The following is a 14,591-nucleotide window of genomic DNA, read 5'->3' as shown; positions in this document are numbered from 1 at the left end:
CAAATTTTTCTCCATATAAGTAATTAATTTAGTTATTTCGAAGATAATGCATTTGTAATTTGCTGCTGGTCTCGGTGTATTAGAGTGGCATTTAGTAGTATAAGGGATATTTTCGTAAAAAATAAATAACACTTGTGAATGATTTATCCAACTCTTGCTTTTTGTTTTTCCTAAGTTTTGAATAAAAATATTTTAACAAGATAGGTTAATTATGAGTTATGATTCATTAAATTTTTATGAATATTATGATACATATGATGTAGACTGTGCAAATTGTACATGTGATAATAGAGTATTAGAAGAATATATGTCTTATCAGTCAATGTGGAAGGCAGTAATACTTCAGGCAATAATTGATTCGACATCTAATTATAGAAGAATGGAGAATAAACTTGAAAAAGTAAAAGCTACTAATTGGTTAAATGATTTTTCAAAAGATTTTATAACTGTTTGTGATTTTGCAGGATATAATCCTTTAAATGTCCAAAGTAAAACAAAAAGCATTATCTTAAATAATAGAATTTTAAATGAAGATAAAGCTAGAAATTAGATAAATTAGGTCTCAGCTGGTATAATTTAGTTTTGCTGTTAAACAATCTGATAGTTGGGATTTTTGATTTATATAGGTACTAGTGATGATAATGAATATTTGTTTTTTAATCTTTTTAAATAATGTTATTGATAAGCTTATATAATGGAAAAGCATTTGTTTTTATCAAAGCTCTAGATTAATACATGCTTATGTTAGTAGTATTATAAATATAGAGATACAAGCTAATTTTGCATCTGGTATTATACATAAAGATCTCAACTTGTATAACTTTTAGTTTTGCTGTTAAATAATTTGCAAGTTGAGGTTTTATTTATTCTGAATATAGAATGAAATATTGAAAGTAATAAATAATAACTTTTTATATAAACCTTTTTAGAAATTATGTTGATGTTTTATGAATAATGGAAAAAATGAAAAAAATTTTAGATAACTATTATTTTATGATAAATAGTGGTAAAATTACTTATGATGAGCAGCAAGTTAATCTATTAAAACAATTAACACCATACGTATCTGTTGAAAAATTTTGTCACTTTTTGCCTATAAAAAAGAGATTGAAAAAAGTTGGAATGTACATATATGGAGAAGTAGGTAGAGGGAAGTCAATGATTACAGATCTCTATTATAATTCTTGCGAAATAGAAAAGAAAAAGCGACAGTATTTCAATCAGTTTATGAAAACAGTACATACTTTATTACATGAATTTAAATCATCTCATATTAAGGATCCACTTTATAAAGTTGCTAAAGTAATACTTCGTAATGTAGATTTGTTGTGCCTAGATGAAATACAGGTGTATGATATTTGTGATGCTATGATATTAAGTCGATTGTTTTCTGTTATTTTTGATCAGAAAGTTATTGTCATGATGACCTCGAATTACGCACCTGTAGAACTTTATCAAGATGGTATTCAGAGACAATGTTTTGAACCTGTAATATCATTGATAATTGAGAGAATGCATGTTGTGCATTTATCTGGGAAACAAGACTATCGTACTATAAAAGGTTTAGAAGTAGATAATATATATTTCGTAGGAGAGAATTCTTATCCAAAATTATCTAAATTGTTTCTTGAAATGGCAAACAATAAGAAAGTAAAACCTGTAATGTTACATGTTTTTGGAAGAGATATAAAGGTAAGTAAAACTTTTGATGATACTGCATGGTTCGATTTTGATGAGTTATGCGGAAGAGCATTATGGGTATCAGATTATCAGGAAATAGTACGTAATTTTTCAGTAATATTTATTGCAGGTGTTCCTATATTTAATCATTACAATCAAAATGAGATGCGTAGATTTACTATTCTAATAGATGAATTATACGAAAACAAAGTTAAAATTTTTTGTTCTCTTGCTGCAGAGCCTCAATTATTGTATTACTTACAAGAAGTCCCTATGGATTTTCAGCGTACAATTTCGCGTTTGATAGAAATGCGATCTCCATCTTACTGTAAGATTTGATCTGTTGTGAATTTCTAGTAGATTTTATTATTGAAGATATTTAGCATTATCACTGTAATTGTGAGACTATTATTAAGTTTTGAGCATTTTATGGTATAACAGTAAAAATAATTACAAAATTGTGGTATGGTGCTTATTATGAATTGATAGATAGAGTCATTTCTATAATATTATAAATATGTGATTTATTGGTTATATAAGTTTTGCTTATGAAAAGTAATCTCAAGATACATTTTAATTTTGTATGCACATTTTTTTAAGCACTTGGTGTAATACTTATTGCTACTTAATGATTGTAAATCCAAAGTCATGTTTTTCTTTTAATATTAGTTTTGATCATCTCTCTGATGTTATTATATAAGTTTTACTTATTCAGTGGAGTTATATAGAACTTTAAAACATGTTTTACATTGGATAGGACATGGGCTTTTATGCTGGTCTTGTGTGCATATTTCTTTTAAACACTTAATGTAATATTCATTGTTGCTTAACGTTGGAACTCTAAAGAACATGTTTTCCTTTGATATTATTTTTTTATATTCTATATCTAATTCTACTAGAGTTTCAGAATTTTCTGATACAAATGATATAGGAACTAATACTATAGGTACATTGTCTTGTATTGCTTGATGAATTTCTGATATTGTACTAGGTTCTAACCATTTTGCAGGGCCGACCTTACTCTGATAACATATTTTATAATCTAATGATAGTATATCTAAAGATTTAACAATTAATGATACAGTTTGTTCTATTTGATACTGGTATGGGTCACCTTGTTGTATTATGCTTAATGGTAAACTATGTGCTGAAAATAATATTCTTGGTAATCCATAGTTTTGTGCTTTTTGATATTTTTCTGTGATTAATTGACATTGTGCTTTTATGTATTTTTCGTTGTTATAATAGCAGCAGATTACTGAAATAGGGAACTGAAATTTGCTTTTCTTCATGTGGTAATTCCAGTGCTGAATAGCTGATAGTGTAGTAGTTGTTGAATAATGTGGGTATAACGGTATTAGAATGATTTTATTTGGATTGTATTGACATACAGATTTTACTGTCTCTTTAGCTGAGGGTTTTGAATATCGCATGAATATAAAAACCTTATATTGGGTTTTTTCATTCTGATCATTTAGTATGTGTTCAAGAGAAGAAGCTTGTACTTTTGTTTCATTTAATATAGGGGATTGTCCATTAAGGTGTTTATATATTGCTACTGCCTTCCTCTTTCTCAACAGTGAAATTAATGTTGCTAGTATAAACCTTAAAGGATTGGCTAAATTTATAATATTTCTATCATAAAATAAATTGAATAAAAAAGGCCTTACTTCAGATAGTGATTGAGGCCCACCCATATTAAATAATACTACTGCTACTCTTGGCACATGTTATTTGTTTATTTTATAACTTTAACAAACTAACACATATAATGTTAGTTATCAAGTAAAGATTAATTGTACAGAACTGCAAGTTAAATGTACATTATTTATAGTACTGTTACTTGCTTTGACTTGCTGCATCCCGGACAATGTGGGGGGGTAGTTGTTTTTGTTTCTGTGTTTTTCGGTGTGGGGCAATCTACTAACATTTCATCAAGGTATGATATGGGAGATCTACAAGATAATTTATCATGTTTTATTATTTTAGCATTTAATATTCCGAGGCTGCATACTACTATTAGATCTCTAGTTCCTGCATATAAGAAACTAGCCATATGCTTAACATGTTCTCTAGAATGTGTAAACTCTTCTATGGAAGTTTTAGAGCCTTTGATTATATGATATAGTGATATGCTTAAATCAAGAATAAGATTGAATGGAAGCTCTAGTATTCCTATAGTAAAAAGAGATAATTCTATAATTGCTTTTAGTGCTGTTAAAGGAGTCATTAGCATAGAAAGAAGTATGGTTTTCATTTTAGGTAATGCAGTAGTATTATTATATTCTGTGGGATATTTTGTGGGTTCCTGATCACTAGGGATTGTAAAGTGTACGTAGTCATTGTTACCTGCAGAAGAATTTCTGTATATTGGATGACCTATTGTCTGGCAGCAATCTTTTCTTATCCCTAATACTCTTAGAGTCATACAGATCATTATCATAATGCTCATACATACGGCTAAACATAACAGATGTGTTTCTAATGGTGTGAATTGTGCTCCAAAAATTTGTGGTCCTGAGTAATATATCGCAAGAAATACTGTAGGCATGACAATCATAACTTCAAGAAATGGAATAATATGATTTTTTATCTGATACTTTGTATTTTGTTTGCTCTCTTTAATGATTGTTCTTTGAAGATCTGACATGTGCTTTCCATAACACATATTATAAAGTGATAGCTCTAATAAAGTAAGAGTGCTCAAATGAAAAATTAACCATCCTTTAAAACCGCAAAACAATGAATTTTTCAGCTTGATGTGTAGATCCTCTGTAAATTTTGACATATCCATATAATGCTACCTAATTGATGTAATAGGACATTATACTTTGGTTTTTTATTTAGTATATAGGAATATTTACTTAATATATATGATAAATCTAGTATTCTTGTAGTGTATGGTTTTGTTAGCTTTTTTAAGTAGTAAATAAAATGGAGGCATATAAACTAGAAAGATTTTTCTAAATTATGAATTAATTTTTCTATTCTTAATAAGGTATGTGATGAGATATTACTTATCTCATTTTTGAGTTTTAAATAGTCATCAAAATATTTCTTATACATTAACATTTCGTCTTTTGTTTTTTTTAGTTGAATTTTTAGCTCGTTTTTCTCATCTTCTAGTGTTAATCCTGCTAGTAAAAATATTAAAGCATCAGAACCTTTACCTTTTTCTGCACTTGATATTGAATTAACCAATTTATTGAACTTATCTACTAAGTTAAGCAAGTGGCATTCTTCTGTCTTATTACATGCTAATCTGTATTTGTTATTTCTGACAGTAATTTCAATGACTTGTGGATTAGAGCTATTCACTTAACTTACTCCTTTTTTAAAATAGCCTGGATGTTTTCTATTGTAGAATTTAAACGATTGATAACTTCGTGGCATGTCTCCTTCCAATTGTTACATTCATTTGTTTTGCTTATAAGCTGTTTGTCTAATTTGTTCTTTTCTTCAGTAAGTAATTCTATAGTTGCTTTATACTGTGATATATTGTTTTTATGACTTAATTTTTGTGCTAATAAAGATTCTAACCTATCAAATGCTTCATCTAAACTCTGCTGAAACTCTGAATTATGAAAGTTATTTATTTGATTCATAATAAACCATCTAATTTATATTTAGTTATAGCTTATTGATTTATCAGCTTGATAAATTTATTACTAGCTCTAAAGTATACTTTCCGATATTTATTTTTTGCTAACCTTGTATTAGCAATTTTTATATTATAACTTCTTACTGTAAATGATCCAAAACCTCTTAATTCTACTCTGCAATCATTCTTTAAGTAATCTATAATTAATGAAAAAAATATATTTAATATTTTAGATATTATTTCCTCACTGAGAGAAGGATTTTTTTTGGATATATGTTGAATTAAATGTGATTTTAACATGATATTTATTTGTTAATATAATAATGAATAACCTGAGATATAATTGAGCTTACATTTCGAAATGTAGATTGATATGATTTTTTTGATAAGGTTTTGACTTTTTTTGTGTTAATATTTTGTGAATGAAACCAATCCATTGCTTCATCTTCTCCGCCGATTTGGTCAATTAGCCCTATAGATAATGCTTCTGATCCTGTGTACACACTGCCATTTGCTATTTTCAGTACTTGAGTCCTGTCCATTTTTCTGCGATCTGCTACCACATCAACAAAGTACTCATAATATTCTTTAATAATACGACGTATTGATTCTTCTTTTTCCTTTGTCAATTCTTCAAAAGGGGATATTTCTGCTTTTAAATCTGAAGATTTGATTGATTTTAAAGAAATACCCATTTTTTCTGCTAAAGAACTAATACCAATATATTGCATTAACACACCAATAGAACCAGTAATAGTAGTGTGACGAGATATTATATGATCTGCAGCCACTGCAGCCATGTACCCACCTGATGCAGCAAAATCATTTAATAACGCAACTACTGGTTTATTTTTCGAAACGTTACGTATACCTTGATATAAAATCTCACTACCTGTTACTGAACCTCCTGGACTATTGATATTTAATATTAACCCTGTAATGTTATTACTTTCAGCAACCCTTTTCAGTAACATATACGTTTCGTTATTTGTGTCAATTTTACCTTCAATATTGATTTTAGCAATATACTGATTATCTAAAAAATTACTGACATTTGATAGATCAATGTAGTTACTCAATATTAGCGATATAAATATCATAAAGAATGCTAAGATCCTCCATAACTTTACTCTGGAATTTAATATTTCTATTTTTAGTAACTGATCAGACATGAGGTAACCCTATTCAATGCTTCAATGATAATACCATATTGTAAGTTTCAATAAGCAATACTTCAGCCTCTAACTTGTCTCCTGGAAAGAACTTCTTATTATCAGGTAAATATTCTTGTTCAATCAAAAGATTAAAGCTATTTGATCCGTTAAATACATCAACTAATATGCCAGTATCTTCAACAACTTTGGTGACTGTAACTGGTATGTTATCTCCTAAATTAGTTTTCTTTAGTAAGTCAAGAAAAGGATCATATTCTAGTTGTTTTATTCCAAGATCTATTTTACTTTTGTTTGGATTTATCATTAATATTTTTGCTTCTACACAATCTCCAACACTATATTTTTTTATTGCTGCTTCTGGCGATAAAGACCAACTTAATTCTGTAGTACGTATTAAGCCTTCAATGCCATCATTAAGTGTGTTGTCTTGGAATGAAACAAATATACCAAGATTTGTGATATTTTTTATTTTTGTGGATACAACAGAACCTAAAGGATATTTTAGCGTAAATGCTTGCCATGGATTATCTTGGCACCTTTTCATGCTAAGACTCATACGGCTTTTAGTTGTATCTATACTTAATACTTTAACCTGAATTTCTTCACCCCTCATAAACAGCTGATTTATAGGTAAAGAATTTTTTGTCCAACTTACTTCAGATACATGAACTAACCCTTCTATTCCTGTTTCTAATTCAACAAAAACACCGTACTCTTCAATACTTGTTACAATACCTTTATGAACACTATCAACAGGATATTTTTTCTCAATATTTGACCATGGACTCTCTTCTAATTGTTTTACACCGAGAGAAATTTTCTTATTTTCACGATCAATCTTTATAATTTTTGTTTTTACAGTTTGACCGCATGAAAAAACAGCTGAAGGGTGACTTACACGGCTCCATGATATGTCAGTTATATGTAATAGCCCATCAACCACACCGACTGAAGGGGATTCATGTATTTCTATAAACACACCATACTTAGTTATACTTTTAACTTTACCTTCAATAATATCTCCTTCGTTCAATTGATTGAGATATAAACTTTTAGCATCTGCAAGAGATTCTTCTAGTATAGCTTTCCTTGATACTACAATATTGCCTTGCTTTTTATCCATCTTTAATATACGAAATTTTTGCTTTTTGCCTAACAACGGAGTAATATCTTTAACTTGTCTTAAAGCTACATGACTTGCTGGTAAAAATGCTACAACACCTTTTATATCAACAGTATATCCACACTTAATTGAACTGAATATTACTCCTTCAACGTCTTCTTTCTTTTCTGCAGCTTCTTCAAGTTTCTGCCATAATTCATCTCTGATAGCTTTCTCTCTGCTCAATACTACACTGCCATTACGACCTTCTATTTTCTCTAAATATAGCTTTACTTTGGATCCTATGGCAATGTTTTGATAATCATCACCGAGCTCAAATTCTTTAAGTGAAATGATACTTTCAGATTTTAATCCTGAATCTATTGTTACATATCCTTTGTCTATGCAGATAATAGTACCTTCTATTATTTGTCCTTCTTTTACGCTGTCATCGATGAATCCTTTTAATGCATGCTGAAATTCTGAACTACTATTATTATCAAAGTCTTCTGTTTCAAGATTATGGCTAATAAATTTATTAGATTTTATTTTTTTTATATTATGCAAATAATTGTCCGATTCTAAATTTGGTTTTGTTTGAAGGTTTTCCATAAAATATAGCCTATTTTAAAATTAGCAAAAGCAGTAAAAATCATATTATTATTATTTACCATACTTTACAAGTAGGTTTTTATTTTTTCTTTAATATATGAAAATACCTGTTCCTTAGTCATGTATGAAGCATTAATGTATAATGCGTCTTTTACCTGTATCAAGGGTGAGAATTCTCTATAAGTATCCCTGATATCTCGTTCTATTATCTGCTGATGTATTGTTTTATACATTTGTTTCTTCTGATGTAGCATTTCTTTGAATCTTCTTTGCGCTCTAATGGATGTTTGTGCTGTAATAAAAATTTTAAAATCTGCATTAGGAAAGACTACAGAAGATGTATCCCTACCATCAAGAATGATTCCTGGTTCTGCTGAATAGATAAGTCTACGCTGTATAGGTAATAACGCAAGTCTAATATGTTTGTGTCTTGCTAAAATTGAAGCAATCTTAGCTATGTCTTCATTGTTGTATAATGTAGTATTACTATCCTCTAGAAGTAATGATAATATTCTTTCTTCTAAGTTGCTATCAATTTTTAAATTATTTTGTGCTGATATTCCAAATATTGCAGCTATTATCCTATATATTTTTCCTGTATCTAAATATTGAAAATTAAGGAAGTTTGCTAATTTCCTAGCTAAACTTCCTTTTCCTGAAGCAGAAGGACCATCAATTGTTATAACGAAATTATTGCAATGCTTGGTCATGATTTTGTGTAAAAACAGAATATAATGCTATAGCTGCTGCATTTGATACATTTAAGCTATCGATTTTTCCTGATATTGCAATTTTTAATAGAAAATCACAATTTTCTTTTGTTAATTTGCGCATTCCTTTGCTTTCTGCCCCAAAAATTATTAGTTTTTTTCTGTCTAGTGTTGTTTTGTGTAAAAATTCTCCTTCTTTTGCATCAAACCCATAGCACCAGTAACCTGCTTTTTTTAACAATTTCATTGTATTGACTATATTTATTACATATACAATTGGGATCATTTCGATAGCCCCACTTGAGGTTTTTGACATGCCACAATTTTCTGAAGGTGAATTATGATATGGTAGTATAATAGCATCTACATTAAAACATACAGCTGATCTGATGATGGATCCTATATTATGGATATCTGTAACTTGGTCTAAGAGTATTATGGTTGAATTTTCTTTAGATGTATTTAATACTTCTTCTATTGTTATTGAATTAATAGTTGATGCTTTTAATACAATGCCTTGATGATTACTATTATGTGGTAAAAGTGAATTGATATAATTAAGGCTTACTTGTTTTAAATTTATATTCTTTTGTTTGCATAATTCTGAAATTTTAGATATTTCGTTATTGTTTTGCATAAAGCTTTCTGTTACTAAAAGTTCATAGCACTCCCTATTCTTGTTTTGCAAAGCAGCAATGCATGCGTGTTTTCCGTAAATTAATACTTTACTTTTGTTCATAGAAATGTTGTTGTTATTTTTGACTTTTTTTTTAATTAGATATTGACATATTGTAATCTTTAATTTAGTTAAATCAATTCTAATCTAAATTTTTTTGGTATCGTTTTTATTTTTTTATGTTAATTAATAAGATATTAGGTTAGCATTAGTGTTTTTAGGAGGAGTGGCCGAGTGGTCTAAGGCAACAGACTGTAAATCTGTCCACTGACGTGATCGTAGGTTCAAATCCTACCTCCTCCACGGTTATGCGGGTATAGCTCAATGGTAGAGTTTCAGCCTTCCAAGCTGACTATGTGGGTTCGATTCCCACTATCCGCTCTTTATTTTGAAATGGTTTAACGGTGTTAAAGGTATTTGTTTATGGTAGAGGAAAGGAAACCACATATAAATGTAGGGACAATAGGGCATGTTGATCACGGCAAGACAACATTGACAGCCGCGTTAACAACAGTGTTAGCGAAGAGATTGAGTGGAGAAGGTAATAAGAGTGTAAAATATGATGAAATAGATAAAGCACCAGAAGAGAAGGCAAGAGGTATAACCATTTCAACGGCACATGTAGAATATGAAACAGAAAATAGACATTATGCGCATGTAGATTGTCCAGGACATGCTGATTATATAAAAAATATGATAACAGGTGCTGCGCAAATGGATGCAGCAATATTAGTAGTATCTGCAACTGATGGAGCAATGCCTCAAACAAGAGAACATATACTATTAGCAAAACAAGTTGGAGTAAAAGACATAGTAGTATGGATGAATAAATGTGATGTTGTAGATGATGAAGAGATGTTGTCATTAGTTGAAATGGAGATAAGAGAATTATTATCAAAATATGGATATCCAGGGGATGATATAGATGTTGTGAGGGGATCTGCAGTTAAGGCATTAGAAGAAGAAACAGGCTCAGGTGTGTGGAGTGAAAAGATTATGGAATTGATGAGTGCCTTAGAGAAAATAAATTTACCAACAAGAGAAAAAGACAAGCCATTTTTAATGTCAATAGAAGATGTATTTTCAATACCTGGAAGGGGTACAGTAGTAACAGGAAGGATAGAAAGAGGAGTAATCAAAGTAGGAGATAAAATAGAAATAGTAGGGTTACGTGATGTGCAAAGCACAGTATGTACTGGAGTTGAAATGTTCCATAAGGCATTAGATGCAGGTGAAGCAGGGGATAATGCTGGTATATTATTAAGAGGAATAAAGAAGGAAGATGTAGAAAGGGGGCAAGTATTAAGTGCGCCTGGTCAGATACATTCATATAAGAAATTCAAGGCAGAGGTATATATATTAAAGAAAGAAGAAGGTGGGAGACATACGCCATTTTTCTCAAATTATCAGCCACAATTTTATGTTAGAACGACTGATGTAACAGGGAGTATAAAATTACCTGATGGAGTTGAGATGGTAATGCCTGGAGATAATATAAATATCGAAGTAAGTTTAGATAAGCCTGTTGCTATTGATAAGGGATTGAGATTTGCAATTCGTGAAGGTGGTAGAACTGTAGGCTCTGGTATTATTACTGAAATTTTGGAGTAGGTATTTTATGGTGACGCAAAAGATATATATTGAGCTTAAGGCATTTGATAGTTGTTTATTGGATAGGTCTGCACGTAGTATTATTTTGACTGCCAAGAGAAGTGGTGCACGTGTTAATGGTCCAATTTTTTTTCCTCGTAAGATTATGAAGTTTATTGTTAATCGATCTACTCATGTTGACAAGAAATCTAGAGAACAATTTGAAATTAGAACTCATAAGCGTTTAATTAGTCTGCCAAAAGCTAATTCTACAATTATTCAAGCATTGATGAGCTTGCAATTACCTGCTGGTGTAGATGTTAAGGTTAAGGTGATTGGGGGGGGTAACAATGGCTAAAAGAATAGGGTTATTTTTAGAAAAGGTAGGTCATACTGCAATTTTTGATAATGAAGGCAAAAGAGTACCAGTTACTTTATTGCATTTAAGAAATTCTTTTATTATTTCTACAAAGACTAAAGATGTTCATGGTTATAATGCTGTGGTATTAGGTGTGGAAGCTTCTGTTAATCTAAAGAAGCCTCAATCAAAGATTTTAGAAAGAAGAAATATTACTGCCAAGTGTAAGATCTTTGAATCTAAGGTTGATAATCTAGATAATCTAGTAGAAGGTGCTAAGATTTCTATTACTCATTTTGTTAAAGATCAGTACGTTGATGTTACTGGATATTCTTTAGGAAAAGGTTTTGCTGGTGTTATGAAGCGACATAATTTTAAGGGGTTAAAAGCATCTCATGGTGTTTCTATTGCTCATAGATCTCAAGGTTCAACAGGTCAGTGTCAGGATCCTGGTAGGGTATATAAAGGGAAAAAAATGGCTGGTCATTTAGGAGATAGTAAAGTAACAGTACAAAATCTTAGAGTTATTTTAGTTGATCAAGAAAGATCTTTATTAGTTGTAAAAGGTAATAATATTCCTGGGGCTAAGGGATCTTATATTTTTGTGAAAGATGCTATAAAAAAGTCGGTGCCAAAGAATTCTTTTCCTGTATGTGTTGAAGATTTAAAATTAGATAATGTTGTGTGAGCTCAATATGGAAGTTAGTATAATAAATGTAAGTAGTGATAAAGTTGGGACGATTAATTTAAATCCTTTGATATTTTCTGTGAATTATAGGCCAGATATATTAAAGATGGTAGTTGATTGGCAATTATCTAAAAGGCGTGCTGGGACACATAAAACGAAAACTATAGGTGATGTTTCTGGTACAACTGCTAAGCCTCATAGACAGAAACATACTGGTAGGGCAAGGCAAGGTAGTCTACGTAGTCCACAATTTAGAGGTGGTGCTGTTATTTTCGGTCCTGTAGTAAGAAGTCATGCTTACTCATTAAACAAGAAAGTTCGTAATTTAGGGTTGAAGGTTGCTTTATCGTTAAAGAATTCTTGCGATAAATTGTTGATTTTAGATAGTATTGATGTTAATTTTGTGAAGACTACACAAGTATTGCAATTTATTAAAAATTTCAGGCATAAATCTTTTCTGATTATTGATAAAGATTATAATAAAAGTGTGGTTTGCTCTTGTAGAAATTTGCATAATGTAACTTTATTAAAGCAAGTTGGAACAAATGTTTTAGATCTTTTAAGACATGATTGCATAATTTTGACTGTTAGAGCTGTGAAATATTTAGAAGAAAGGTTATTATGATTAATTATTTTAACGTTATACAGTCCTCTATTATTACAGAGAAAGCAGTATTATTAAATGAGAAGTTTAATAAGTATGCTGTATACGTATCTGTTGATGCTAATAAACAAAGAATCAAAAAGGCTTTGAAAGTTGTATTTGACTTAGATGCTATTCGTATTAATGTTTTAAATCAGAAAGGGAAGAAAAAATATTTTAAAGGTATATTTGGCCGTAGGAAAGATAGAAAAAAGGTTTATTTTTCTTTACCAAAAGATCAAAATTTTAAGTATATGGGAATGAAATAGAATTAAGATGGGTATTAAGAATTTAAATTCAGTAACAGCATCTTTACGTGGTACTGTGTTGTTAGATAAATCAATGCTATGGAAGGGTAAGCCAGAAAAGTCTTTAGTTAGTTATAAGATTTCTTCTGGTGGTAGAAACTCTCGTGGTGTTATTACTGTGCGTCATCGTGGTAAGGGTCATAAGCGCTTATATAGAATTATTGATTTTAAAAGGAATAAATTTGGTATTCCTGCGACTGTTGAAAGGTTAGAATATGATCCAAATAGAACAGCATTTATTGCGCTATTATCTTATGATGATGGTGAGAAGTCTTATATAATTGCGCCTAATGGGTTGAAAAAAGGTGATGTTGTTGTATCTGGGGATGGGGCTGATATATTACCTGGAAATTGTCTTATGTTAAAGTCAATTCCTGTGGGTACATTTGTTCATAATGTTGAGCTAAGACCTGGCAATGGTGGAGTAATTTCAAGAGCTGCTGGTACTTATGCTCAATTGATGAGTAAAGATGGTATATATGTTTTATTAAGGTTAAGTTCAGGAGAGATAAGAAAAGTATTATCTGATTGTTGTGCTACTATAGGTATAGTGTCTAATCTAGATAATCAAAACGTAAAATTAGGTAAAGCAGGAAGAAGTAGATGGTTAGGTATTAGGCCTACTGTGCGTGGTGTTGCGATGAATCCTATAGATCATCCTCATGGTGGAGGTGAAGGTAAAACTTCTGGAGGTAGGAATCCTGTTACTCCGTGGGGTGTATCAACAAAAGGGAAAAAGACTAGAAAAAGAAATAAATCTAGTAATAAATATATTAAGCGTGTATCTGATAAAGGGTAGAATATGTCTAGATCTGTTAAGAAACCTCCTTTTTGTGCACCGCATGTTTTACGATTGGTAAATAAAGCTGTGGCTCAAAATAAATTAAATTCTATTATCAATATTCATTCTAGGTCTTCTGTGATCTTAAATAAATTTATAGGCTTAACTTTTGGGGTTTATAATGGTAAAACTTATGTTCCTGTGAAAGTTAATGATAATATGGTTGGGCGTAAGTTTGGTGAATTTTCTCCAACTCGTCGTTATACTGGCCATGTGAGTGATAAGAAGGTATCTAGGAAGTAAAATTGGTTTAAATTATGAGTAAAGAAGTATCAATAATAGCTAAAGGGGTTGGGCTAAGATCTACTCCTTCTAAATTAAATTTGGTTGCTGATTTGATTAGAGGAAAAGATGTATCTGTAGCTATAATGTATTTAAAATTTTGTAAAAAGAAGTCTGCTAGATATATCAGCAAGGTTTTAAAATCTGCTGTTGCCAATGCGCAAGCCAATTGTAATGTTGATCTTGATAATCTTTACGTAAAAGAGGTTCTGGTCGGAAAATCTTTTTCTTTGCGTAGGATTCATGCTCGTGCACGAGGTAAAGCATGTAGAGTGCATAAGCATTATGGTAATGTTGTAATAAAATTATTTGAGAGGATGTAATT

19 protein-coding genes and 2 tRNA genes are annotated in these 14,591 nt (G+C 30.4%); 12 read left to right on the top strand and 9 right to left on the bottom strand.

Annotated features, from left to right (window positions below):
- Nucleotides 1-211: 211 nt before the first annotated feature.
- Complete coding sequence (locus tag MR76_RS03125; RefSeq protein ID WP_024072244.1) at nt 212-550, top strand: hypothetical protein; 339 nt, start codon at nt 212-214, stop codon at nt 548-550.
- A gap of 413 nt (nt 551-963) precedes the next feature.
- Nucleotides 964-2,019: a cell division protein ZapE gene (gene zapE / locus MR76_RS03120; RefSeq protein WP_044171628.1), complete on the top strand. Its 1,056-nt coding sequence runs from the start codon at nt 964-966 to the stop codon at nt 2,017-2,019.
- 368 nt (nt 2,020-2,387) lie between these two features.
- Here the strand turns inward: zapE and hemH are convergent, their stop codons facing one another.
- The 9 genes from hemH to rlmB all read right to left on the bottom strand — a co-directional run bounded on the left by hemH (nt 2,388) and on the right by rlmB (nt 9,619).
- Nucleotides 2,388-3,377 (bottom strand): ferrochelatase, encoded by a 990-nt coding sequence (gene hemH / locus MR76_RS03115; protein ID WP_407635603.1) that lies wholly within the window; start codon nt 3,375-3,377, stop codon nt 2,388-2,390.
- A gap of 131 nt (nt 3,378-3,508) precedes the next feature.
- Nucleotides 3,509-4,330 carry a hypothetical protein gene (locus MR76_RS03110; RefSeq protein ID WP_144445932.1) on the bottom strand — a complete coding sequence of 274 codons (822 nt, stop codon included), beginning with the start codon at nt 4,328-4,330 and terminating at the stop codon, nt 3,509-3,511.
- 299 nt (nt 4,331-4,629) lie between these two features.
- The gene (locus MR76_RS03105) at nt 4,630-4,998 is read right to left on the bottom strand and encodes a cell division protein ZapA (protein ID WP_024072240.1); all 369 of its coding nucleotides are present in this window, start codon (nt 4,996-4,998) and stop codon (nt 4,630-4,632) included.
- A gap of 5 nt (nt 4,999-5,003) precedes the next feature.
- Entirely contained in the window at nt 5,004-5,285 is a 282-nt protein-coding gene (locus MR76_RS03100) for a DUF4164 domain-containing protein (protein WP_024072239.1), read from the bottom strand.
- Nucleotides 5,286-5,317: 32 nt separating this feature from the next.
- The gene (locus MR76_RS03095) at nt 5,318-5,581 is read right to left on the bottom strand and encodes an HU family DNA-binding protein (RefSeq protein WP_024072238.1); all 264 of its coding nucleotides are present in this window, start codon (nt 5,579-5,581) and stop codon (nt 5,318-5,320) included.
- A 5-nt stretch (nt 5,582-5,586) separates the two neighbouring features.
- Nucleotides 5,587-6,453, bottom strand: a complete 867-nt coding sequence (gene sppA, locus MR76_RS03090) for a signal peptide peptidase SppA (RefSeq protein WP_024072237.1) — start codon at nt 6,451-6,453, stop codon at nt 5,587-5,589.
- Nucleotides 6,454-6,466: 13 nt separating this feature from the next.
- Entirely contained in the window at nt 6,467-8,170 is a 1,704-nt protein-coding gene (locus MR76_RS03085) for a 30S ribosomal protein S1 (RefSeq protein WP_024072236.1), read from the bottom strand.
- A 65-nt stretch (nt 8,171-8,235) separates the two neighbouring features.
- The gene (gene cmk, locus MR76_RS03080; RefSeq protein WP_024072235.1) at nt 8,236-8,880 is read right to left on the bottom strand and encodes a (d)CMP kinase; all 645 of its coding nucleotides are present in this window, start codon (nt 8,878-8,880) and stop codon (nt 8,236-8,238) included.
- Nucleotides 8,861-9,619, bottom strand: coding sequence for a 23S rRNA (guanosine(2251)-2'-O)-methyltransferase RlmB (gene rlmB, locus MR76_RS03075; RefSeq protein ID WP_024072234.1), 759 nt, complete (start codon nt 9,617-9,619; stop codon nt 8,861-8,863). Before rlmB ends, cmk begins: the two co-directional genes overlap by 20 nt.
- A 157-nt stretch (nt 9,620-9,776) precedes the next feature.
- Here rlmB and MR76_RS03070 point away from each other — a divergent pair.
- The 10 genes from MR76_RS03070 (at nt 9,777) to rplV (ending at nt 14,589) form a co-directional block, all read left to right on the top strand.
- Nucleotides 9,777-9,859 (top strand) — tRNA-Tyr (locus tag MR76_RS03070).
- 7 nt (nt 9,860-9,866) lie between these two features.
- Nucleotides 9,867-9,937: transfer RNA gene (locus tag MR76_RS03065), tRNA-Gly, on the top strand.
- Between the two features lie 42 nt (nt 9,938-9,979).
- Nucleotides 9,980-11,167: an elongation factor Tu gene (gene tuf, locus MR76_RS03060; RefSeq protein WP_024071794.1), complete on the top strand. Its 1,188-nt coding sequence runs from the start codon at nt 9,980-9,982 to the stop codon at nt 11,165-11,167.
- A gap of 7 nt (nt 11,168-11,174) precedes the next feature.
- On the top strand, nt 11,175-11,504 hold the full coding sequence (rpsJ, locus tag MR76_RS03055) for a 30S ribosomal protein S10 (RefSeq protein WP_024072233.1): 330 nt from the start codon (nt 11,175-11,177) through the stop codon (nt 11,502-11,504).
- On the top strand, nt 11,497-12,192 hold the full coding sequence (rplC, locus tag MR76_RS03050; RefSeq protein ID WP_044171488.1) for a 50S ribosomal protein L3: 696 nt from the start codon (nt 11,497-11,499) through the stop codon (nt 12,190-12,192). Before rpsJ ends, rplC begins: the two co-directional genes overlap by 8 nt.
- A 7-nt stretch (nt 12,193-12,199) precedes the next feature.
- Nucleotides 12,200-12,817, top strand: a complete 618-nt coding sequence (rplD, locus tag MR76_RS03045; protein WP_024072231.1) for a 50S ribosomal protein L4 — start codon at nt 12,200-12,202, stop codon at nt 12,815-12,817.
- The gene (locus tag MR76_RS03040; RefSeq protein WP_024072230.1) at nt 12,814-13,104 is read left to right on the top strand and encodes a 50S ribosomal protein L23; all 291 of its coding nucleotides are present in this window, start codon (nt 12,814-12,816) and stop codon (nt 13,102-13,104) included. The genes rplD and MR76_RS03040 overlap by 4 nt, the downstream gene beginning before the upstream one ends.
- A 7-nt stretch (nt 13,105-13,111) precedes the next feature.
- Nucleotides 13,112-13,942 (top strand): 50S ribosomal protein L2, encoded by an 831-nt coding sequence (rplB, locus tag MR76_RS03035; RefSeq protein WP_024072229.1) that lies wholly within the window; start codon nt 13,112-13,114, stop codon nt 13,940-13,942.
- A 3-nt stretch (nt 13,943-13,945) separates the two neighbouring features.
- Nucleotides 13,946-14,227, top strand: coding sequence for a 30S ribosomal protein S19 (gene rpsS, locus MR76_RS03030; protein ID WP_024072228.1), 282 nt, complete (start codon nt 13,946-13,948; stop codon nt 14,225-14,227).
- A gap of 14 nt (nt 14,228-14,241) precedes the next feature.
- On the top strand, nt 14,242-14,589 hold the full coding sequence (rplV, locus tag MR76_RS03025; protein ID WP_044171485.1) for a 50S ribosomal protein L22: 348 nt from the start codon (nt 14,242-14,244) through the stop codon (nt 14,587-14,589).
- Nucleotides 14,590-14,591: the final 2 nt, after the last annotated feature.

The organism is Ehrlichia muris AS145 (genome assembly GCF_000508225.1).
GTDB classification, from domain to species: domain Bacteria; phylum Pseudomonadota; class Alphaproteobacteria; order Rickettsiales; family Anaplasmataceae; genus Ehrlichia; species Ehrlichia muris.
Note: the sequence above shows the minus strand (reverse complement) of the source record. Positions and strands in the feature narration are given on the sequence as shown.

Excerpts from the sequence above, each read along its gene's own strand:
- MR76_RS03125 (WP_024072244.1), top strand. The coding sequence starts at position 212 with ATGAGTTATGATTCATTAAATTTTTATGAATATTATGATACATATGAT.
- zapE (WP_044171628.1), top strand. The coding sequence starts at position 964 with ATGAAAAAAATTTTAGATAACTATTATTTTATGATAAATAGTGGTAAA.
- hemH (WP_407635603.1), bottom strand. The coding sequence starts at position 3,377 with ATGGGTGGGCCTCAATCACTATCTGAAGTAAGGCCTTTTTTATTCAAT.
- MR76_RS03110 (WP_144445932.1), bottom strand. The coding sequence starts at position 4,330 with ATGTCAGATCTTCAAAGAACAATCATTAAAGAGAGCAAACAAAATACA.
- MR76_RS03100 (WP_024072239.1), bottom strand. The coding sequence starts at position 5,285 with ATGAATCAAATAAATAACTTTCATAATTCAGAGTTTCAGCAGAGTTTA.
- MR76_RS03095 (WP_024072238.1), bottom strand. The coding sequence starts at position 5,581 with ATGTTAAAATCACATTTAATTCAACATATATCCAAAAAAAATCCTTCT.
- sppA (WP_024072237.1), bottom strand. The coding sequence starts at position 6,453 with ATGTCTGATCAGTTACTAAAAATAGAAATATTAAATTCCAGAGTAAAG.
- MR76_RS03085 (WP_024072236.1), bottom strand. The coding sequence starts at position 8,170 with ATGGAAAACCTTCAAACAAAACCAAATTTAGAATCGGACAATTATTTG.
- cmk (WP_024072235.1), bottom strand. The coding sequence starts at position 8,880 with ATGACCAAGCATTGCAATAATTTCGTTATAACAATTGATGGTCCTTCT.
- rlmB (WP_024072234.1), bottom strand. The coding sequence starts at position 9,619 with ATGAACAAAAGTAAAGTATTAATTTACGGAAAACACGCATGCATTGCT.
- tuf (WP_024071794.1), top strand. The coding sequence starts at position 9,980 with ATGGTAGAGGAAAGGAAACCACATATAAATGTAGGGACAATAGGGCAT.
- rpsJ (WP_024072233.1), top strand. The coding sequence starts at position 11,175 with ATGGTGACGCAAAAGATATATATTGAGCTTAAGGCATTTGATAGTTGT.
- rplC (WP_044171488.1), top strand. The coding sequence starts at position 11,497 with ATGGCTAAAAGAATAGGGTTATTTTTAGAAAAGGTAGGTCATACTGCA.
- rplD (WP_024072231.1), top strand. The coding sequence starts at position 12,200 with ATGGAAGTTAGTATAATAAATGTAAGTAGTGATAAAGTTGGGACGATT.
- MR76_RS03040 (WP_024072230.1), top strand. The coding sequence starts at position 12,814 with ATGATTAATTATTTTAACGTTATACAGTCCTCTATTATTACAGAGAAA.
- rplB (WP_024072229.1), top strand. The coding sequence starts at position 13,112 with ATGGGTATTAAGAATTTAAATTCAGTAACAGCATCTTTACGTGGTACT.
- rpsS (WP_024072228.1), top strand. The coding sequence starts at position 13,946 with ATGTCTAGATCTGTTAAGAAACCTCCTTTTTGTGCACCGCATGTTTTA.
- rplV (WP_044171485.1), top strand. The coding sequence starts at position 14,242 with ATGAGTAAAGAAGTATCAATAATAGCTAAAGGGGTTGGGCTAAGATCT.